The sequence below is a fragment of the Actinoplanes sp. NBRC 101535 genome (genome assembly GCF_030269225.1).
In the GTDB taxonomy this organism is placed as follows: Bacteria; Actinomycetota; Actinomycetes; order Mycobacteriales; family Micromonosporaceae; genus Actinoplanes; species Actinoplanes rectilineatus.
In genome coordinates this window covers 334,534-352,678 of record NZ_BSSY01000002.1, presented here as the reverse complement: position 1 = coordinate 352,678, position 18,145 = coordinate 334,534, and the positions used below count along the sequence as shown (strand labels likewise).

Genomic DNA, 18,145 nt, shown 5'->3' with positions numbered 1-18,145 from the left:
TTCGCGAGCTTACGAAGATCGGAGGACACATGACGACGTTGTCCCTGGCCACCGTTCTCGCCGAGTCGGCGCGCCGCTACCCCGCCAAGGTCGCGGTCATCGACGGCGGTGCACGGATCACTTACGACGAGCTCTGGAGTCAGACCCTCGCCTATGCCGCCGGGCTCCGGGAGCTGGGTGCGGGGCCGGGCAGCACGATCGCCGTGATGATCCCCAATGTGGCGGACTTCCCGCGGGTCTACTACGCCGCCCTGGCGGTCGGCGCCCGGATCGTGCCGGTCTCGCTGCTGCTGACTCCCGAGGAGGTCGGCTACATCCTGGCCGACTGCGAGGCTGATCTGCTGGTCACGCACTCCGCTCTGCTGCCGGTCGCCGCCGCGGCCGCGGCCGCCACCGGTGTCCGGCTGGTCAACGTCGGCCCGCTGCCACCGGAGTTGCCGAACCCACCGCAACGCCTGGAGGAGGTGTCCGCGCGGGTCCCCGCGCTGCCCGCCCATGTGACGCGGGAAGCCGAGGACGTCGCGGTGGTCCTCTACACCAGCGGCACCACCGGCAAACCGAAGGGCGCCCTGCTCACGCACCTCAACCTGGTGCTGAACACGGCGGTGAACGTGTTCGACATCCACGATCTGCGCCCCGACGACGTGGTCCTCGGCTGCCTGCCGCTGTTCCACACGTTCGGCCAGACGGTCGGCATGAACGCCACGTTCCGGCTGGGCGGCACGCTGGTGCTGCTGGCCCGGTTCTCCGGCGAGGCGGCGATCGACCTGATGCTGCGGGAGAACGTGACGATCTTCCACGGCGTGCCGACGATGTACATCGGGTTGCTGGAGGCGGCGGCGAAGGCGGAACGTCTGCCGTCGCTGCGGCTGTGCGCCTCGGGCGGCGCGTCGCTGCCGGTCGCGGTGCTGGAGAAGTTCGCGGCGGCGTTCGGCGCGCACATCTGGGAGGGGTACGGCCTGTCCGAGACCTCCCCGGTGGCCACCACCAACCAGCCCGCGTTCGGGACCGAGCCCGGCACGGTCGGCCACCCGATCTGGGGTGTCGAGGTGGAGATCGCCCGCCCGGAGATCCCGGAGCGCATCGAACTCCTGCCGACGGGTGAGCTGGGCGAGATCGTGATCCGCGGGCACAACGTGTTCGCCGGCTACCTGAACCGGCCGGAGGCGACGAAGGAGGCGATCGTCGACGGGTGGTTCCGCTCCGGCGACCTGGGCACCAAGGACGAGCGCGGGTTCGTCCGGATCGTCGACCGCACCAAGGACCTGATCATCCGGGGTGGTTTCAACGTCTACCCGCGCGAGGTGGAGGAGGTGCTCGCCCGGCACCCGGCCGTCCAGCAGGTGGCGGTGATCGGGGTGCCGGACGAGGTGCACGGCGAGGAGGTCTGCGCCGTGGTGATCCTGCAGGACAAGGGCCTGTCGGAGCAGGAGCTGATCGACTGGTCGAAGGAGCACCTGGGCCGGCACAAGTATCCCCGTCAGGTCAGGTTCACCGAGGCGCTGCCGATGGGCCCCAGCATGAAGGTGCTCAAGCGGGAGCTGCGCCAGCAGTACTCAGGTCAGTAGCTCGGGCAACTCGGCGACGATCGGCTTGTCGGCGGGCAGCCACGGGACGCTGTCCAGCTGGTCCACGGTCAGCCAGCGCATGGAGCGGTGCTCCAGCGCCTTCGGGATGTCGCCGCCGAGCAGTTCGGCGGCGTAGACCCGGAGCAGGGCCCGGCCGTGGGCCAGCGGCACGTCCGGGCCGACCCGGTCGCCGACGGTGACCCGGACGCCCAGTTCCTCGACGCATTCGCGGGCCAGCGCCTGCTGTTCGGTCTCCCCCGCCTCGACCTTGCCGCCCGGGAACTCCCAGCGCCCGGCCGCCTCGGGCGGGGAGCTGCGCTCGCAGGCCAGCACCCGGCCTGCGGTAATGATCACTGCCGCGACGATCACCCTGGGTGATGACGCGGGCTTGACGTACTGTTCCGGCGGCATGGATTCAAAGATCCCACAGAAGTTCACCGTTCAGGTTGCCCGTTGCGGCCCCGATCGTCACGCAAACACGGATATGTGGGCGTGGACACGGATGTCCGGAGCGGCGAAACTGTGGGGCACCGACCATGACGACACGGCGACAGTTCGGCCACAAGCCGGCAACGAACGCTAAGGGGGGTGCGACCATGCGGGCGCGGAAACGCCGGGACAAGGCCACCGACTATCTGACCGACGCCATCGACCTGCTGGGTGGCTGGACCAGGGACGGCGTACAGCTGCGCCGGGACCTCGCCTGCGACGACAGCCAGCACGCCGCGCTGACCGAACGGATCAAGGTCGCGGCGGACACCCTGCACATCCGCCCGAACATCCGGCGCATCGATGGTCACACTCAGATCTGCCTGGGTCCCCAGGACGGCGCGTCGATCACTGACGGTGAGGTCACCCTCGCTGCCCGGATCGAGGACTTCTACCGTACGGTCGTCGAACGGACGTAGATCACGACGACTAAGGTTCGCCGCATGACTGACGCGGTGTACGACAGCAAGGGCCAGTTCGAGCAGATCCAGGACGGCCTGCTCGAGGGCGAGACGATCATCGCGGTGTACGACGCGATCGGCACGGGCACCGGATTCATCGGCCTCACCGACCGGCGGATCATCGTCCAGGACCAGTCCTACGTCGGTAAGCGTTTCGCGATCACCAGCATCCCGTACTCCCGGGTCAGCAGCGTGAGCGTGGTCAGCAACAAGAGCTGGGCCGGGCAGTTCTTCTCCTCCGGCACCATCGCGATCGCCGTCGGCACGAACACGTACGAGGTGGAGTTCCGCGGCTCCGACAAGGCGCACCACGTGCACAACGTGATCCTGAGCCGCGCCGCCTGATCACCGCCGGCGGGGCCCGCCGACCGCCTGCGTGAGATCCCAGACGTACCTGCGGCCGGCGGGCTTCTCGTCCCGCCAGATCACCTCCCAGCGCCCCCGGTGGTCGCGTTCCGGTTCGGCGATCCGGCCGTACCCCTGGCGCTCCTTCACGCTCGGTGGCTGGTCGCTCTCCGGGAAGCTGAAGGTCACCTCGAAGCGGGTGAACGCCGACGGGGCGCCGCTGGCCGCCGGCAACCGGTCCTCCCAGACCAGCTGGTCCCAGCCGCGTTCGCGCAGCGGGCGCCAGAGCCCGACCGGGCGGTACTCCACCTGCCACGCGGTGGGGGTGGTCACCGCCGGGTCGAAGATCAGCCAGACCCGCAGCAGCCGGCTCTGTTCCAGCGGCAGCGCGGTGATGCTGCCGTCGACCGGGCGCAGCGCCTTGAAGTCGATGTCGTCCAGGCGGATCAGCCGGTCGGTGTCGGTGGGCACGATCGGGCGCATGGTCCGGTGGGTGACCAGCGGATCCGGCGTGGTGACACGTTTCTCGACGATGCGGTCGCTCTCATCGTCGTCGCCGACGGTGACGAGCACCTCGAGGGTCTCCGAGAAGAGCGGTTTCTCCCGGTCGCTGATCCGCTGGATGGCGTCGAGGTAGTGCTGGTGGCCGGCCCGCTGCAGGCTGAGCGCCTTGGCGGCGTCGATCAGGTCGGCGTCGAGCTGCCGGATCCGGACGACGAAGGCGAGTTGCCAGAGGCGGACCACGAAGTAGAGCAGGCAGGCGAGGAAGACGGCGGTCAGGGCCCATTGGGCGATCCGGGTCGGCACCTCGGCGAGCTGCGCGATCCCGGATGCCAGGCCGAGGAGCACGACCGCGATGTTCAAGGTTCCCCTGAACAGGGTGTGGGACTTCGACGGGGTGTCCGGCATCAGACCAATGATGACGAAACCCGGTTTACCGATAAATCCTCACAAAGGGTGAATATCCTCCGGAAGGGTCGCCCGATCGGTTATGCCAGTTCTGAACCCCGGCGACGGTTACTCATCGGTAACCGTTGTTCTCCGCTTCCGGCCCGCCGCATGCTACCGAGGATCACGTCGATTCCCTCTGGAGGCGAACCCCGGTGCTCACCCACCTGCAACGGCCGTCGACCCGCAGATACAGCACCGCGATGCCGGACACCGGAGGTGAGGGGGGACAACCGTACCGGCTGGCACACGTCGCCAACGCCGCCTTCGCCGTCGCGTTCCTGCTCTCGGCGGTCCTGGTGGGTCTCGCCACGGTCGCCCTGCATTGACGGACCGCGGCGAAACCCGAGGGTTCAGCGGTAACTGCCGCCCTCGCCGCCACGGAAGTACGTCATCGTTCTCCTCATTCTCTGCCTCGGGCCGCGTGGTGCGCCCGTTCAAGCCTAACGACGCTCCGGCCCTCAACTCCGCGGTTCCGGCAGGACACGTGTCCGCAGCGGCGTCTCGGTGACCGTGCCGTCCGGGTTGCGGCGCAGGGCGTACCCCCGCGGGCCCTCCCGGTCGGCGACCACCTCGGCCAGTGCCGTACCCCGGTAGAGCAGGCCGGCGCCGTCGTCGGTCGCGTACCCGTCGGCGAGGGTGCCCGCCCCGATCAGCTCGTGCATCTTCGGGCGGCGCTGCTCCTCCGCGTCGTAGTGCACCCCGTTGCTGTACGGCAGCCAGCCCAGCCCGTCGGTGAACCCGCGCAGCTCCAGGCCGTAACTGTCGGTACTGCCACCGCTGTGCCAGCAGATCGACCCGGCCGAGACACCACTCATCACCACGCCGGCCTGCCACGCCTCGTGCAGGATCTCGTCCAGCCCGTGCACCCGCCAGAGCGCGCACAGGTTGGCCACACTGCCGCCGTCCACCCAGACGATGTCCTGGGCCAGGAGGTGCGCGCGGATGTCGTCCACGTTCGGCATCGGGAACAGCTGCAGGTGCGACATGGTGAAGTCGGTGCCGGCGAACGCGGCGTAGAAGGCGCCGATCCGCGTCTCCGGGTCACCGGTGGCCTGGGTCAGCACGCAGATCTTCGGCTTGCGGGCGTTGGCCAGCTCCGCCGCGAAGTGGTGGATCGCCCCGGGCCGCAACGAGAGCGGGCCGTGGGCGCCGCGCCGGAAGAACGCGCTGGTCGCGAGAATGGTGGGTTCGTCAGCCGTCACCGCAACATCATCGCGCAGGCGTCGACCGTGTCCAGGACCAGATCGGCGGCGATGTCGGCGGCCGCCCCCAGCCGCAGCGGGTCGCCGTCGACCGCGGCGAACGCGGCCTCGGCCCGCCGCCGGAACTGCTGCGGCGCGCCGGGCAACGCGTCCGCGGCAGCGATCGCGCCCTTCTCGTTGATCAGCCACCGGCCGGCGGCGCCGTGCAGGGCGTGCGCGCACACCCCGGCCAGCCGGAACAGGCAGCCGGCCACGTAGGTGGCGTCGCCCCGGGAGATCGCCTTGCGGGCCAGGCCGACCATGAAGTCCGCCTCCCAGAGACCGGCCACCAGGGCTTCGGCGAGCGGCCGCGGATAGACCAGGGCACTCTCCCGCAGGGCGGTCAGTTCACCGGTCGGGTCGGCGAGGATCCGCCCCAGGGCCAGCTCACCGGGGTAGAGGAAGTCCGGCACACCGAGCGGATGCCCGGCCTGGACGTGGAACGCGTACCGGCCCTTCTCGGCCTCGGCCCAGCAGGCCCGGACACGGTCCAGGTCACGGTAGATCCAGTCGACCGCGTGCCCGTCGATGCGCAGCCAGCCGCCACCGTCCACCCAGGTGCCCCACTCGCCGGGCGGGGTGACCCGGCTGCCGCTGCCGGCCACCTCCTCGGCCAGCCGGCCCAGCCGCTCGGTGTCCAGCGGGGCCCGGTAGTACAACCCCAGATCGGTGTCCGAGTCCGGGGTGTGCGTGCCGCGCGCCCGGCTGCCGCCGAGCATCACCCCGGCGACTCCGGGCACCGTGAGCAGGCGATGGGCGAGTTCGGTCAGATCAGCGTCGGTCAGCCCCATCCCCCTACGGTGATCTTCCGGCCAGAGCGGCGCAATCAATTACCCGTCTCCGCCCTCGTCAGCACAGACTCGCCGGTTCCCGGCGCAGGCTGTCCAGCGCGCCCGGCCCGAGCAGTTCCAGTTCCTCCACCGAGAAGAGCAGCGCGCCGGCACTCTCCGGGCCCCGCACGGCGCCGCTCGGCTCCGGCCGCGCCACCGGGACCGCGTCCTGGTCCTGCGGGCACAGCGCGGCACGCCCGACCGGCACACAGACGTGCAGGTCACGCTGGCAGTCCTTGGCGTCGCCGGCCCACTGCGCGCCGAAGACCACCACCCGGTGCCGGGGCTTGCGGGTGACCGTGGTGTCCAGCAGCCGCCGGTCGGTCTGTTCACCGTCGGTCGTGGTCACCAGGTAGCGCACCCGTTCCTCGCCCGGCTTGCCCGGCGTCTGCACCCGGCGGACGCCGCGCGGCAGCGACGAGTCACGGACCAACTTGGTGTGGAAGGGGATCACCCGCGTCTCGGTCTCGGTGCGGGTGGTGACCACCGGCTCGGCCGTGGTCTTCCCCTTCGCCTTGGTGTCCGCTTTCGCCTTGCGGTTCTTCTTCCCGGCCGGTTCGGTGCGGGCTTTCTTGGGGGTACGCACGGAGCGCGGTTCCGTGCGGGCGGCGCGATCGCCGCCGTCCCGGTCCGCGCCGGCCGCCGTGGCTGCGGGCTGGTCCGCGGCGGCCGACGTCCGTCCCAGCTGGTCCGCGGCGCTGCGGGCGGCAAGCCCCGCCGCGCCCGGTGCCCGCTGGTGCCGCCGGGGCAGCGGTTCGGCGGCCGCCGCCTCCCGGCTGACCACCTCCGCCTCGTCGTCGAGCAGCGGATCGGCGACGTCGACCGGGTCGGCGACGGACGGCGCCGCGGCCACCGGATCCTCCGGCCCGCCCCCGGTGAGACCGGCCACACCGGTCGCGCCGCCCCCCACGACGGCGAGGATCGCGGTCGTGCCCACAGTCATCCGGACGCCGAACGGCAGCCGGGCCCACCAAGACTTTCGTGGCATTTCGAGCAGATGCTGCCAAGAGTCACTAGTTGTCTGGTTTTGCACCAAAGCATTGTGACTCGTCCCGGCTCGCAGGCAAGGCGCCGCGAGTCCCCCGAAAAGCTGACGCCATGCCCCGTTACCAGCCTCGCGCGTTGCTCCGGCGAGGCGCAGAGTCACCAGCGCCCCGGCCGTACCATCGGTGCCATGTCCGACACCGCCGACCGGCTCGTCCCGCTGAGCCCGCACGAAGAGGCGGTGATGCGCGCCCTCGGCCGGTTCCTGCTGGTCATGCCGCGCGCCCTGGACGCCGACCTGATGCGCGAACAGCGCCTCTCCCTCAGCGAATACTCGGTCCTGCGCCACCTGTCCGAAACCGCCGGCCAGTCGATGCGGATGAGCGAACTGGCCTACGCGTGCGACATGTCACTGAGCGGCATGACCCGACTCGCCGCGAAACTCGAAACCCAGGGCCACCTGCGCCGCATCCGCTGCACCGAGGACGCCCGCGGCGCGAACGCCGTCCTCACCGAACGCGGACTGACCCGCCTCCGCGAGGCCTGGCCCACCCACCTGGCAAGCGTCCGCCGCCACATCTTCGACCACCTCGACGGCATCGACCCGGCCCGCCTCGCGGCGGCCTTCGCCGCGATGGCCACCGAGCCCTGAACGAACCTTTGTCATCATGTGAGGCGTGATCACCACCAGCCCGGACACCAGTCCCTACACCAGCACGGCCCTGCCGGACCGGATCGCCCGGCTCGTGTCCGAAGTGCTCGCACCGGCGGTCCTGGTCGCCGCCCTGCTCATCGTCGTCGGCTGGCACGCCGGCGACACCCCCGGCGTGTCCCGCTGGTGGGGACTACCCGGCGCGCTGTTCGCGGCGGTCATCCCCCTCGGGTACGTGCTGCACGGCGTACGCCGAGGCCGCCTGACCAACCACCACATCCCGGAACGCGCCGACCGCCGCATCCCACTGCTCTTCGGCACCGTGTCGCTGGTCGCCGGCCTGGCCCTGCTGGTGGCCCTGGGCGCCCCGCGCGAGGTACTGGCCCTGCTGGCCGCCGGCGGCGTCGGCCTGTTCGTGTTCGCCCTGGTCACCCACTGGTGGAAGATGTCCATCCACGGCGGCGTGGCAGCCGGCACGGTGGCCGCCCTGACCGCCGTCTACGGCCCGGTCGCCCTGCTCGGCGTCCCGCTGGTCCTGCTCGGCGGCTGGGCCCGCATCCGCCTCACCGCGCACACCCCCGCCCAGGTCGTCGTCGGCGCCCTGGCCGGCGCACTGATCGCCGGCACCGTCTTCCCCCTGCTGCGCTCATGACCTGGACCATCACCGAACGCCCCTGGAACGACCCGGACGGCACAGCACTGCGGGCCGCGCAACGGGCCGAACTGGACACCCGCTACGGCAGCGACGACCACGAACCCGGCACCCCACCGTCAGCCGCGGACATCGACGTGTTCCTGGTGGCCGTCCGCGACGGCCGGGCGATCGGCTGCGGAGCCCTGCGCCGCCTCGACGCCACCACCGCCGAGGTCAAAAGGATGTACGTCGACCCGGCCGGCCGCGGCTCCGGCGTGGCGGCCGGCCTGCTGCGCGCCCTGGAGCAGGCCGCCCTCACCCGAGGCTGGACGACGTTGCGCCTGGAGACCGGGCCGGGCCAGCCGGACGCGATGCGCTTCTACGAACGCGAGGGCTACCACCGGATCCCGCTGTTCGGCGCGTACATCGGCTCCGAAGTCTCCGTCTGCTACGAGCGCACCCTGCCCAACCCGCAGTAGAATTTTGTCATGAGCGGCAGCAAGAAATACTCGATCAGTCTGCCTGAGGACATCGCCGAGGCCGTCCGTGCCCAGGTGGGACCTGCGGGCTTCTCCGCCTACGTGATCGAGGCGCTGGAGCAGCGCATCGCGATGGATAAACTAGGCGAAATCGTCGACGATTTCGAAGCGCGTAATGCTCCGCTGACGCGCGACGAGATCGAGGCCGCCAAGCTCCTCCTCCGGCACGACCCGCAGAGCACCAGCGGCGCCGCAGCCTGATGCCAGGAACAATGCTGCTCGATTGTGAAGGCCTGTCCAAGCTCTATCACGACGATCGCACCATCGCTGCTCTCATGCATGCCGCTCAGGAGAGCCGCATCCGGGTCGGGACCTCCGTCATGACGCTGCTCGAAGCAGACGACAAAAAGGTGCATCCGGCCCGCATCAAATGGATCCTGTCTCGCATCGACGTACACGCCATCACCCATGAAATCGCGGATCGGGCAGCTGAGCTCCTACGAACGCATCGACTTCACGGGCACAAGTACGCGATCGATGCGGTCTTCGCAGCTGTAGCACGCAGCTCGCCCCCACCCGTCACCGTGCTGACCTCCGACCCCGAGGATCTGTCCCTCCTCTGCGGTGCGGCCGTCAAAATCATCCGCGTCTGATCCCGCTCGGCAAGCCACCTGGTGTATTCCGGCACGGTCGGCGGCGCGGATCTGGTCGGCGAGGTCGGCGCGGGCCTGGTCCACCTTCTCGAGCACCCCGGCAACGATCCGGGCGGCGAGCTTCCAAGAGCCCCGGGCTGCCGCCGGATTCCGCTGTTCGGCGCGTACATCGGCTCCGAAGTCTCCGTCTGCTACGAGCGCACCCTGCCCGACCCCCAGTGGGTTCCGGCCACTGCTTGGGCCGGCCCTCCGACGCAACCGGCCGGTACAGTGCCATTGAGCTGCGAAATTGTGCCACCGAACGCATCCTGGCCCTCGAATTCCGGCCGTACTCGAGTACGGCCGAATACCTCTTTGGTGGCTACGAGTAGGCAACCATGGATTTCCCGAGTACGGTCATCTCATCGCTCGACAGTCCCCGTTCATCGAACGGGCGGTTCGACCCATCTTCAATCCTCACGGGTGACCACTGACTGGCGGAATCGCCGTAAAGGACTTCACAGTGCTGATCCCGAAGTTGATTACCGGCCTTCGCTGGAACGATTTCCATTTCACTACGGTAGTTCCATTCCATTGGGTTATCGACAACATAGTCTCCGGTCTGGTTCTCGAGGACGCCCTCCGCGACATCGGAGAAGGCCTTTCGGTGGACCCCCGCGCCGAGCAGTTGGCGCCGCTACGCAAGAAGATCCAGCGCCCCTTCCGTAAAGAAGTGACCGAGCGGCGCAGCGTAGGCGGAAGATCCGTACCGGTACGGAGGCTCGTTGCCACACGAAAACTGGAGAACACCAGGAACGGTCTTCGAGATTATCTGCTGAATACCTTCGCACTGACCCCACAGGAAGCATTCGGCGCACTTCCCGGCTTCTATGCCGTATGGCCGGAACGCATGCCGGAACGGGCTGCCCCCGTCTCCGTGGACGGCCTCGACAGCCCTTGGTACACCTATGATCACGGCCAGATCGGGCGGGGCGCACTCGCCGACGGTGAATGCCGACATCAGGCAGGTTTCGACATCCAGGCGGATCCGCGGGTCCCGGCCGCCTTGAAAGACAAGCTCATGCAGCAACCCGTAACGGTCGAGATCTTCCACGGCATCACCGCTGAACAGGCCTCTGTACTGTTCGTCGATCTTAACTATGAAGGCACGCCGGTGGACGCCATCACCAAGGCGAATCTCGACACCCGGAACAAGTGGATCACCGTCACCAAGGAGATCTTCGATGATCTTAAAATCGGATACGCCACCACCGGTCGGCAACTCACCATCACCCACCAGGCGATGAATCAGTGGATCCTCCTGACCCACGCCGAGCAGATGGTGAAGGCCATCGTCCTGGGCCCTTACAAACCGTTGACCACGTCGAAGAAGACGCCACCCTGGGAGGGCGTCGACTTCGACAGGCTCCGGGCTGCGGCAACTCGATGGTTCACCGAGATATTCGCGCACTTCGGCGGCGTCGAGGTATTGACCGACAAGTCTCGCGTCATTCGCACCATCGCGGTCCGGGTCGCTCTGGCCAGCCTCGGAAGCGCCTTCTACCATCGCGACGAGAAAGCCATGGAAGAAGCTCGACGGACATTACATGACATCAACTGGATCGTCAGCAAGGAGTGGAACGGGATCGGAGGGAAAGTAGTGGTGAGCGAGGATGGTGTAGCCACCATGTCAGCCGGATCCGGCAAGGAGTCGATCACCCGAGCCGTGCAGGCCATCACCAAACCGGACACGGTCGCGGGACGGGCAGTCCGATCACACGGCCATTCATCACGAACCGATCGGATTCCTACCAGCACGTCGCCCGCAGCGACTCCCGAATCGGCCTGACGGAGGCCCGCGCCTCTCATACATTTCCGCGGGAAACAGGTGACCGCGGAATGGAAATCACCAATCCGATCCGCCGTTGCCGAATGCTACGGTGACGGCATGACTGCGGTGCCCGAGTGGATGCGCCCACCTCGTCCTGAAGGCTGGTACTCCGAGGACCTCGACACGATCGCCGAGGCCCCACGTCACACCGAACTGATCGATGGAGCACTCGTCTTCATGATGTCCCCCCAGCAGGTCTGGCACGCTCGGCTGATCACCGCTTTGGTGAATCTGCTGACGGACCAGGCACCGGAAGGCATCGAGGTCGACCGCGAGATCACGATCCGACTCGACAAGTGGAACCGCCCCGAGCCGGATCTCCTGGTCACCACAGCGGCCTACGAGCCCTCCCGCACCTTCCACACGCCCGACGAGACACTCCTGGTCGTCGAGGTGGTATCACCGGAATCCGCACACCGCGATCGGACGGTCAAGCTGCGCAAATACGCAGAGGCCGGAATTGCCCACTACTGGCGTATCGAGAACGAGGACGGATCGCCGGTGATCCACGTCTACGAGATCGACGAGCCCACCCGCTCCTATGTGCCGACCGGCATCCACCGGCACGAACTGCACACCACGAAGCCGTTCCCGATCCGCCTCGACCTGGATGCTCTGACACCCGGCCGCAAGAGCTGAGCCAGCCGCACGCCGCCGCGAGCCTCGGCCTCGCCGTCGGCGATTTCCGGCTCACTCCGACCGCGGGCCGGCCGATCCGTCAGGGCCGCTCAGGTTCAGGAACATCACGTGCAGGCCGACCAAGCCGTGGTCGGGATGGTCGAACGCCTCCGGCACCGTGGTCAGGACCTCGAAGCCCAGGGAACGCCACAGCCGCACCGCGACCTCGTTCGTCTCGACGACCGCGTTGAACTGGATGCTGCGGTAACCGGCGGCGCGCGCCCACGCGACGACGTGTTCGCCGAGGGCGCGGCCGACGCCCCGGCCGGCATGCCGCGGGTCGACCATGAAGCTGGCCGTCGCCACGTGCGCACCCCGGCCCGGCCGGTTGGGGCCCATCTTGGCACTGCCGAGGATCGTCGCGCCGTCCACCGCGACGACGGTGCGGCCCGGCGGGGACTCCATCCACCAGCCGCGGGCCTGTTCCAACGAAAGATCTTCAGGGAACGCGTACGAGTGACCGCGCGCCACGATCTCCCGGAAGAAGGGGTGGATGGTGGGCCAGTCGCCGGCCCCGGCGTCTCGGATCATCACCGAGTCACCGTAGGCCGATCGACCGGCCGGACACCACGGCGCAGCGGCCAGACACGTGTCGTGGTCACGGTGCGAAGCCCGTCCGCGTGGTGATTACGGGCGCGCTGGACGCCCGAAATCACCACGCTGTCGTGGGTGTGGTGACTTCGGGCGTGCTGAACGCCCGAAATCACCACGCGGACGGGCTTCGCACCCGGACTGCGGAACGTGTCTAGACGTTGAAGCGGAACTCTACGACGTCGCCGTCCTTCATGATGTATTCCTTGCCCTCCATGCGGACCTTGCCGGCGGCCTTCGCAGCGGACATGGAACCGGCCTCGACCAGGTCGTCGAAGCTGACGATCTCGGCCTTGATGAAGCCGCGCTGGAAGTCGGAGTGGATGACGCCGGCGGCCTCGGGAGCGGTGGCGCCGACCGGGACCGTCCAGGCGCGGGCCTCCTTCGGGCCGGCCGTCAGGTAGGTCTGCAGGCCCAGCGTGTCGAAGCCGACGCGGATCAGGCGGTTCAGGCCGGGCTCGGACTGGCCGGTGGACTGCAGCAGCTCCAGGGCGTCGGCCTCGTCGAGCTCGATCAGCTCGGACTCGATCTTCGCGTCCATGAAGACGGCTTCGGCCGGGGCGACCAGGGCGCGCAGTTCGTCGAGGAACGTCTCGTTGCCCAGTTCGGCCTCGTCGACGTTGAACACGTACAGGAACGGCTTGGTGGTCAGCAGGTGCAGCTCGGCGAGCAGCTCCAGCTCGATGCCCGCGGCCTTCGCACCCTGGTAGAGGGTGGTGCCGTCGTTGAGCAGCTTGAACGCGGCCTCGGCGGCGGCCACGACCGGCGCCTTGTCCTTCTTGAGTTTCGCCTCTTTCTGCAGGCGGGGCAGCGCCTTCTCGACCGTCTGCAGGTCGGCCAGGATCAGCTCGGTGTTGATCGTCTCGATGTCGTCGGAGGGCGACACCTTGCCGTCGACGTGCAGCACGTTCGGGTCGGAGAAGGCCCGGACCACCTGGCAGATCGCGGACGCGTCGCGGATGTTCGCGAGGAACGCGTTGCCCCGGCCCTGGCCCTTCGACGCGCCGCGGACCAGGCCGGCGATGTCGACGAAGCTCACCGGCGCCGGCAGGATCTTCTCACTGCCGAACAGTTCGGCGAGCTTGCCCAGCCGCTCGTCGGGCAGGCCGACCACGCCGACGTTGGGCTCGATCGTCGCGAACGGGTAGTTCGCGGCGAGCACGTCGTTCTTGGTCAGGGCGTTGAACAGGGTGCTCTTGCCGACGTTGGGCAGGCCGACGATTCCGATGCTGAGGCTCACGGAACGTGAGTCTACGGGTTTGCCCGAGCCGCGCCTCAGGTCCGCTTCAGCGGAAGAACTTCCGCAGTTCGGCGGCGACCAGAGCCGGCCTGCCACTGTTGTCGGCGGCGAGATGCCCGACGCCGGTCAGGGTCACCCGCCGCGCTCGCGGCAGGACCGGTTCCAGGCCGGTGAGAACCTCTTTCAGGTACGCCGGGGAGCGTGTCCCGCCGAGCAGCAGCGTCTCGGCCGTCACGCCGTCGTAGGTGCTGAGCGGTCCGGCCGCCTCCTCGACGACCGCCGCGTCCAGTCGCATCGTCGGGATCAGTTCACCCAGCTCCCTGCCGCCGCCGGTGCGCAGGGCCAGGCCGGCGAGCGGGATCAGGGCGGCTCTCGGGACGAGACGGGCGCCCCCTGTCCCCTTGACCACGGTCGCGAACGCCGCCGCGGGGTGACCACGGGAGAGCTCCCGTTCGTACGCTGAAAGCCAGGAGAGCGGATCGTGACCGCCGTGCTTGAGCGGTGGTTCGTAGAGCGCGAGGCGTTCGACGGGGATCTCCATGGCCGTGCGCAGCGCGATCACCGCGCCGGAGCTGAGGCCGAAGACGTTGCCGGCGCCGGTCTCGCCGAGCAACGCGGCCAGGTCGTCGATCTCGGCGCGGAGGCCGTGGCCGGTGGCGGCGGGCCCGCTCTCGCCACGGCCGCGGCGATCGGGGACGTGGACGGTGAAATCGCGGGCGAGCAGGCCGGCGAGTTTCGTGAAGTTGGCCGAGGTCTGCAGGCCGCCGTGCAGCAGCACGACTTTGGGGCCGCCGTCGCCGAACGTACGCCACCGGATATCGACTTTCGCCATTGTCGTCACCATAACGTCAACCGTAGTTGACAGATCGGCAAGCGTCAACCGCGGTTGACAACCCTCGACACGGTGATGTCCGAAACCCGCCAGCCAGGCGGCGGGTACGCGGAGCAGACTCGACGGCATGGAGCTGGACTTCGAACGCTGCTACCGCGCCGTCGACAGCCGCGACCAGCGGTTCGACGGATGCTTCTACACGGCCGTCCGCACCACCGGCATCTACTGCCGGCCGTCCTGCCCGGCCGTCACCCCCAAACGAGAGAACGTGACATTCCATCCCAGCGCGGCAGCCGCCCAACGCGCCGGATACCGAGCCTGCCGCCGATGCCGGCCGGACGCCGCACCCGGATCACCCGAATGGGACGCGCGCGCCGACACCGTCGGACGGGCCATGCGGCTGATCGGCGACGGCGTCGTCGACCGGGAAGGCGTCAACGGACTCGCCACCCGGCTCGGATACACCGAACGACACCTCAACCGGATGCTCACCGCCGAACTCGGCGCCGGACCCCTCGCGTTGGCCCGGGCACAACGGGCCCAGACCGCGCGGATCCTCGTGGAAACCACCGACCTGGCGATCACCGACATCGCCTTCGCCAGCGGATTCGGCAGCGTCAGACAATTCAACGACACCATGCTCGAGGTGTACGCGCGATCGCCCGGCAAACTGCGGGAGACGCGACCGGCGGCCGGCGGCGAGCCAGGAGTCATCAACCTGCGGCTGGCCCATCGAGCCCCGCTGCACGCGGCCTCACTCCTGGAATTCCTGGCGGCACGAACACTGCCGGGCGTGGACGAAGTGGACGGCGACACGTACCGCAGAGGACTGAGCCTGCCGCACGGAACCGGAAGCGTGGCCCTGCGCGCCGGAGAACGATGGGTCCACGCGACGCTGCGCCTCGAAGACGTCCGTGACCTGGCGCCGGCGGTGGCCCGATGCCGGCGGCTGTTCGACCTGGACGCGGACCCCGAAGCGGTGGACGGCGAACTCGGCCGGGACCCGGCGTTGGAAGGCGTGGTGCGCAAGGAGCCGGGGGTGCGGGTGGCCCGGGCGGTGGACGGGTTCGAGATGGCGGTCCGGGCGGTGGTGGGGCAGCAGGTGAGCGTGGCGGGGGCTCGAGCTGCGCTGCGGCGGTTGTTACGGGGTGTCTCGGATGCGAACGATGTCGGTGATGTCGCTGCTGTGGGCCCCTCCCCCTCCCCCGAGTCCTCCGCCGCCTCGCACACCGATCCCGCTGCCGCCGTGCTCACCGGTTTCCCCAGCGCACAGGCCATCGCCGACCTCGACGACCAGGCGTTCGGCATGCCGAACGCCCGCCGCGCCACCATCCGCGCCCTGGCCGCCGCCGTCGCCTCCGGCACGGTCGACCTCAACCCGGGCGCCGACCGTGCCGAGGCCGTCGCCCGCCTGCAGGAGATCCCCGGCATCGGCCCGTGGACCGCCGGTTATGTCGCCATGCGCGCGATCGGCGACCCCGACGTGTTCCTGGAGACCGACCTGGCCGCCCGCCGCGGCGCCGCGGCGCTGGGCCTGCCGGACACGCCCCGCGCACTGGCCGAACATGCCGGGAACTGGCGTCCCTGGCGCTCGTATGCCCTGGTCAGGCTGTGGCGTTCCGCTTGAGAAGGTATCCCGGCGACGGGCCGCCAGGGCCGTCGTCCACATTCCCCGGTCATCCACAGGCCGCCGCGCGGGGATTCTCGCGACCGGCGACGCTGACCCGTAACGCGTGAGGAGACGAACATGCTGCGTCATTCGACGATGGACACCCCGGCCGGCCCGTTCACTGTGATCGTGAGCCGGGAGGGCGCGGTGCGCGCCTCCGGTTTCACCACGGATGTGGCCGAGTTGATGCGCCTGGTGCATCCGACTCTGGCCGGGCCGGTGGCGGAGGACGACGATGTGGGCCCGGCACGGACGGCGGTCCGTGACTATCTGGGTGGGGATCTGGCAGCGTTGGACGCGGTGCCGGTCGAGCAGGTCACCGGGGGCGCGTTCATGAGTCGCGCCTGGGACGTGATGCGCGAGATCAAGCCGGGGGCGCCGGTGACCTACACGCAGTACGCCGAGTTGGCGGGCCGGCCTGCGGCTGTCCGGGCGGCTGCGGCGGCGTGTGCCCGGAATGCGGTGGCGCTGTTCCTGCCGTGCCATCGGGTGTTGCGTACGGACGGTTCGCTGGGCGGCTACCGGTGGGGGTTGCCGGTGAAGTCCTGGCTGCTGGAGCACGAGAGGTTCGTTTAGCCACGGTTCGTCTAGCCACGGTTCGGTTTGTCCTGGGCGACGGGCCGGCCGGGGCAGTCGGCCGTCGCGCGCGCGGTTCCCACACGACATCCGAACGGCCGCAGACGACGGCCACACCGGTCCCGCCGTCGCCGATGGCCGCATCGCGTCGCTCGGACAGCCATGAGGGACGGCGCAGCCAGGTTAGACACCTAATGAGTCAGTCAGGGTCTGCCTCTGTGGTGAGTTCGGGCGCTCAGCACGCCCGAATTCACCACACCCACAACAGCGTGGTGATTTCGGGCGTCCAGCGCGCCCGTAATCACCACACCACCAGGGGTGTGGTGAATTGGGGCGTCCAGCGCGCCCGTAATCACCACACCGCCACGGGTGTGGTGAATTGGGGCGTCCAGCGCGCCCGAAATCACCACGCGGACGGGCTTCGCACCCTGACCACGAAACATGTCTAGCCGTCGTCCACGGTCCGCCCACGGGCTGAAGGCGACCATGGACGACGGCTGGGCCGCCCCGAGCCGTCAGCCACGGCTCCACAGCACCGCCCGGAGAACCACTGACGACGGCCGGCCGGCTTCAGCCGTCGTCGGCAAATCGGGTCCGTCGGTAAAAGCCCCGGACCGCAGGTCGGCGGAACGACTCGACGGATCGGACGGAGGCGGCTGCTGAGGGACGGGTGACAAACCGCGGCTCGGCGCGGGACGCGGGAGCGCCTAGCATGATCGGCCCAGCGTCTGGAGGAATCTGTGTCGATCCTGTGGAAGCCCCCGTTGTGGTGGCGTGCCGCGATTGTCGTCTGCGTCGTCGTCGGGCTTCTCAGTGGTGAGCAGCGGGTTCTCTTCTACACGTGTCAGAGCAATCTGATCGTGCTCGGCTATTTCGGGGCCGCGGTCTATCTGATGGTGCGGCGGCGTACCCCGGAGGCTCCTGCTCCTCGGCTGCGCGGCCCGGTGACCCTGTGGATTCTGATCACCTGCCTGATCTCGCATTTCGTGCTCAATGCGGGGGCCAGTCCGTTGCCGGGGTTGTCGGATCCTGATCTGGCGGTGGCGACGGCGAACCGGTCGCTGTTCCTGGTGCACTATGTCGTGCCGTTGATGGTCGTGATCGATTGGGTGGCGTTCGGGCCGCGTAGGGCGTCGCCTTGGCGCGATCTTCCGTGGTGGCTGGTCTTTCCTCTTCTGTACGGGGTGCTGTCGGTGTTCCGTGCGGTCGTGTTTCCCACCGCGCCGTTCCGTTATCCGTATCCGTTCCTCGATCCGGGGGTGCAGGGCGGGTACGGCGGTGTGGCGGTGCAGATGGCGTCGCTGGCGGTGGTGTTCGCTGTTCTCGGCGCGCTCCTGCTCGGCGTCGACCGGTTGATGGCGCTGGTCACGCGGGGGCCGGTGGCGGTGGTGACCACGTAAAA

22 protein-coding genes are annotated in these 18,145 nt (G+C 68.9%); 14 read left to right on the top strand and 8 right to left on the bottom strand.

Annotated features, from left to right (window positions below; all coding sequences use genetic code 11):
* Window positions 1–29: 29 nt before the first annotated feature.
* On the top strand, window positions 30–1,568 hold the full coding sequence (locus QSK32_RS06685; protein WP_285471447.1) for a long-chain-fatty-acid--CoA ligase: 1,539 nt from the start codon (window positions 30–32) through the stop codon (window positions 1,566–1,568).
* On the opposite strand, the gene QSK32_RS06680 is transcribed toward QSK32_RS06685, so the two are convergent.
* Window positions 1,557–1,979, bottom strand: coding sequence for a (deoxy)nucleoside triphosphate pyrophosphohydrolase (locus QSK32_RS06680; protein ID WP_211275523.1), 423 nt, complete (start codon window positions 1,977–1,979; stop codon window positions 1,557–1,559). The two genes, QSK32_RS06685 and QSK32_RS06680, sit on opposite strands and share 12 nt — an antisense overlap.
* A 185-nt stretch (window positions 1,980–2,164) precedes the next feature.
* On the opposite strand from QSK32_RS06680, the gene QSK32_RS06675 reads away from it, so the two are divergent.
* Both QSK32_RS06675 and QSK32_RS06670 read left to right on the top strand, forming a co-directional pair.
* A complete protein-coding gene (locus QSK32_RS06675; RefSeq protein WP_045746058.1) occupies window positions 2,165–2,476 on the top strand; it encodes a hypothetical protein in 312 nt (103 codons plus the stop codon).
* Between the two features lie 24 nt (window positions 2,477–2,500).
* Window positions 2,501–2,863: a PH domain-containing protein gene (locus QSK32_RS06670; RefSeq protein WP_045746059.1), complete on the top strand. Its 363-nt coding sequence runs from the start codon at window positions 2,501–2,503 to the stop codon at window positions 2,861–2,863.
* Here the strand turns inward: QSK32_RS06670 and QSK32_RS06665 are convergent, their stop codons facing one another.
* A complete protein-coding gene (locus QSK32_RS06665) occupies window positions 2,864–3,772 on the bottom strand; it encodes a hypothetical protein (protein WP_285471446.1) in 909 nt (302 codons plus the stop codon).
* Window positions 3,773–4,014: 242 nt separating this feature from the next.
* Between QSK32_RS06665 and QSK32_RS06660 the strand changes: the two genes are divergently transcribed.
* On the top strand, window positions 4,015–4,140 hold the full coding sequence (locus QSK32_RS06660; RefSeq protein WP_285471445.1) for a hypothetical protein: 126 nt from the start codon (window positions 4,015–4,017) through the stop codon (window positions 4,138–4,140).
* 132 nt (window positions 4,141–4,272) lie between these two features.
* Here the strand turns inward: QSK32_RS06660 and QSK32_RS06655 are convergent, their stop codons facing one another.
* The 3 genes from QSK32_RS06655 to QSK32_RS06645 are packed head-to-tail and all read right to left on the bottom strand — an operon-like array spanning window position 4,273 to window position 6,873.
* Window positions 4,273–5,016 carry a Type 1 glutamine amidotransferase-like domain-containing protein gene (locus tag QSK32_RS06655; RefSeq protein WP_045746061.1) on the bottom strand — a complete coding sequence of 248 codons (744 nt, stop codon included), beginning with the start codon at window positions 5,014–5,016 and terminating at the stop codon, window positions 4,273–4,275.
* Window positions 5,013–5,846: a nucleotidyltransferase domain-containing protein gene (locus QSK32_RS06650; RefSeq protein ID WP_045746062.1), complete on the bottom strand. Its 834-nt coding sequence runs from the start codon at window positions 5,844–5,846 to the stop codon at window positions 5,013–5,015. Before QSK32_RS06650 ends, QSK32_RS06655 begins: the two co-directional genes overlap by 4 nt.
* Before the next feature lie 58 nt (window positions 5,847–5,904).
* On the bottom strand, window positions 5,905–6,873 hold the full coding sequence (locus tag QSK32_RS06645; RefSeq protein ID WP_285471444.1) for a G5 domain-containing protein: 969 nt from the start codon (window positions 6,871–6,873) through the stop codon (window positions 5,905–5,907).
* Window positions 6,874–7,059: 186 nt separating this feature from the next.
* Between QSK32_RS06645 and QSK32_RS06640 the strand changes: the two genes are divergently transcribed.
* From QSK32_RS06640 to QSK32_RS06610, 7 genes are all read left to right on the top strand, one after another.
* The gene (locus QSK32_RS06640; RefSeq protein WP_285471443.1) at window positions 7,060–7,521 is read left to right on the top strand and encodes a MarR family winged helix-turn-helix transcriptional regulator; all 462 of its coding nucleotides are present in this window, start codon (window positions 7,060–7,062) and stop codon (window positions 7,519–7,521) included.
* A gap of 25 nt (window positions 7,522–7,546) precedes the next feature.
* A complete protein-coding gene (locus QSK32_RS06635) occupies window positions 7,547–8,173 on the top strand; it encodes a phosphoesterase PA-phosphatase (protein WP_285471442.1) in 627 nt (208 codons plus the stop codon).
* Window positions 8,170–8,634 carry a GNAT family N-acetyltransferase gene (locus QSK32_RS06630; protein ID WP_285471441.1) on the top strand — a complete coding sequence of 155 codons (465 nt, stop codon included), beginning with the start codon at window positions 8,170–8,172 and terminating at the stop codon, window positions 8,632–8,634. Before QSK32_RS06635 ends, QSK32_RS06630 begins: the two co-directional genes overlap by 4 nt.
* A 9-nt stretch (window positions 8,635–8,643) precedes the next feature.
* The gene (locus QSK32_RS06625; protein WP_285471440.1) at window positions 8,644–8,895 is read left to right on the top strand and encodes a hypothetical protein; all 252 of its coding nucleotides are present in this window, start codon (window positions 8,644–8,646) and stop codon (window positions 8,893–8,895) included.
* Window positions 8,896–8,906: 11 nt separating this feature from the next.
* Window positions 8,907–9,287 carry a type II toxin-antitoxin system VapC family toxin gene (locus QSK32_RS06620; protein ID WP_285471439.1) on the top strand — a complete coding sequence of 127 codons (381 nt, stop codon included), beginning with the start codon at window positions 8,907–8,909 and terminating at the stop codon, window positions 9,285–9,287.
* Window positions 9,288–9,789: 502 nt separating this feature from the next.
* Entirely contained in the window at window positions 9,790–11,115 is a 1,326-nt protein-coding gene (locus tag QSK32_RS06615; RefSeq protein ID WP_285471438.1) for a hypothetical protein, read from the top strand.
* 39 nt (window positions 11,116–11,154) lie between these two features.
* Entirely contained in the window at window positions 11,155–11,796 is a 642-nt protein-coding gene (locus QSK32_RS06610) for a Uma2 family endonuclease (protein WP_285471437.1), read from the top strand.
* Between the two features lie 51 nt (window positions 11,797–11,847).
* Here QSK32_RS06610 and QSK32_RS06605 read toward each other — a convergent pair whose 3' ends face one another.
* From QSK32_RS06605 to QSK32_RS06595, 3 genes are all read right to left on the bottom strand, one after another.
* Window positions 11,848–12,366, bottom strand: a complete 519-nt coding sequence (locus QSK32_RS06605; RefSeq protein WP_285471639.1) for a GNAT family N-acetyltransferase — start codon at window positions 12,364–12,366, stop codon at window positions 11,848–11,850.
* A gap of 214 nt (window positions 12,367–12,580) precedes the next feature.
* Complete coding sequence (gene ychF / locus QSK32_RS06600) at window positions 12,581–13,666, bottom strand: redox-regulated ATPase YchF (RefSeq protein WP_045746069.1); 1,086 nt, start codon at window positions 13,664–13,666, stop codon at window positions 12,581–12,583.
* A gap of 46 nt (window positions 13,667–13,712) precedes the next feature.
* Entirely contained in the window at window positions 13,713–14,498 is a 786-nt protein-coding gene (locus tag QSK32_RS06595) for an alpha/beta fold hydrolase (RefSeq protein ID WP_157411370.1), read from the bottom strand.
* 127 nt (window positions 14,499–14,625) lie between these two features.
* Here QSK32_RS06595 and QSK32_RS06590 point away from each other — a divergent pair, with 127 nt between their 5' ends.
* The 3 genes from QSK32_RS06590 to QSK32_RS06580 all read left to right on the top strand — a co-directional run bounded on the left by QSK32_RS06590 (window position 14,626) and on the right by QSK32_RS06580 (window position 18,143).
* Window positions 14,626–16,125 carry a DNA-3-methyladenine glycosylase 2 family protein gene (locus QSK32_RS06590; protein ID WP_285471436.1) on the top strand — a complete coding sequence of 500 codons (1,500 nt, stop codon included), beginning with the start codon at window positions 14,626–14,628 and terminating at the stop codon, window positions 16,123–16,125.
* Between the two features lie 120 nt (window positions 16,126–16,245).
* Window positions 16,246–16,743, top strand: coding sequence for a methylated-DNA--[protein]-cysteine S-methyltransferase (locus QSK32_RS06585; protein WP_045746072.1), 498 nt, complete (start codon window positions 16,246–16,248; stop codon window positions 16,741–16,743).
* Window positions 16,744–17,483: 740 nt separating this feature from the next.
* Complete coding sequence (locus QSK32_RS06580) at window positions 17,484–18,143, top strand: Pr6Pr family membrane protein (protein WP_045744379.1); 660 nt, start codon at window positions 17,484–17,486, stop codon at window positions 18,141–18,143.
* Window positions 18,144–18,145: the final 2 nt, after the last annotated feature.

Excerpts from the sequence above, each read along its gene's own strand:
- QSK32_RS06650 (WP_045746062.1), bottom strand. The coding sequence starts at position 5,846 with ATGGGGCTGACCGACGCTGATCTGACCGAACTCGCCCATCGCCTGCTC.
- QSK32_RS06595 (WP_157411370.1), bottom strand. The coding sequence starts at position 14,498 with ATGGCGAAAGTCGATATCCGGTGGCGTACGTTCGGCGACGGCGGCCCC.
- QSK32_RS06685 (WP_285471447.1), top strand. The coding sequence starts at position 30 with ATGACGACGTTGTCCCTGGCCACCGTTCTCGCCGAGTCGGCGCGCCGC.
- QSK32_RS06625 (WP_285471440.1), top strand. The coding sequence starts at position 8,644 with ATGAGCGGCAGCAAGAAATACTCGATCAGTCTGCCTGAGGACATCGCC.
- QSK32_RS06645 (WP_285471444.1), bottom strand. The coding sequence starts at position 6,873 with ATGCCACGAAAGTCTTGGTGGGCCCGGCTGCCGTTCGGCGTCCGGATG.
- QSK32_RS06660 (WP_285471445.1), top strand. The coding sequence starts at position 4,015 with ATGCCGGACACCGGAGGTGAGGGGGGACAACCGTACCGGCTGGCACAC.
- QSK32_RS06665 (WP_285471446.1), bottom strand. The coding sequence starts at position 3,772 with ATGCCGGACACCCCGTCGAAGTCCCACACCCTGTTCAGGGGAACCTTG.
- QSK32_RS06630 (WP_285471441.1), top strand. The coding sequence starts at position 8,170 with ATGACCTGGACCATCACCGAACGCCCCTGGAACGACCCGGACGGCACA.
- QSK32_RS06605 (WP_285471639.1), bottom strand. The coding sequence starts at position 12,366 with ATGATCCGAGACGCCGGGGCCGGCGACTGGCCCACCATCCACCCCTTC.
- QSK32_RS06640 (WP_285471443.1), top strand. The coding sequence starts at position 7,060 with ATGTCCGACACCGCCGACCGGCTCGTCCCGCTGAGCCCGCACGAAGAG.
- QSK32_RS06585 (WP_045746072.1), top strand. The coding sequence starts at position 16,246 with ATGCTGCGTCATTCGACGATGGACACCCCGGCCGGCCCGTTCACTGTG.
- QSK32_RS06620 (WP_285471439.1), top strand. The coding sequence starts at position 8,907 with ATGCTGCTCGATTGTGAAGGCCTGTCCAAGCTCTATCACGACGATCGC.
- QSK32_RS06670 (WP_045746059.1), top strand. The coding sequence starts at position 2,501 with ATGACTGACGCGGTGTACGACAGCAAGGGCCAGTTCGAGCAGATCCAG.
- QSK32_RS06675 (WP_045746058.1), top strand. The coding sequence starts at position 2,165 with ATGCGGGCGCGGAAACGCCGGGACAAGGCCACCGACTATCTGACCGAC.
- QSK32_RS06680 (WP_211275523.1), bottom strand. The coding sequence starts at position 1,979 with ATGCCGCCGGAACAGTACGTCAAGCCCGCGTCATCACCCAGGGTGATC.
- QSK32_RS06590 (WP_285471436.1), top strand. The coding sequence starts at position 14,626 with ATGGAGCTGGACTTCGAACGCTGCTACCGCGCCGTCGACAGCCGCGAC.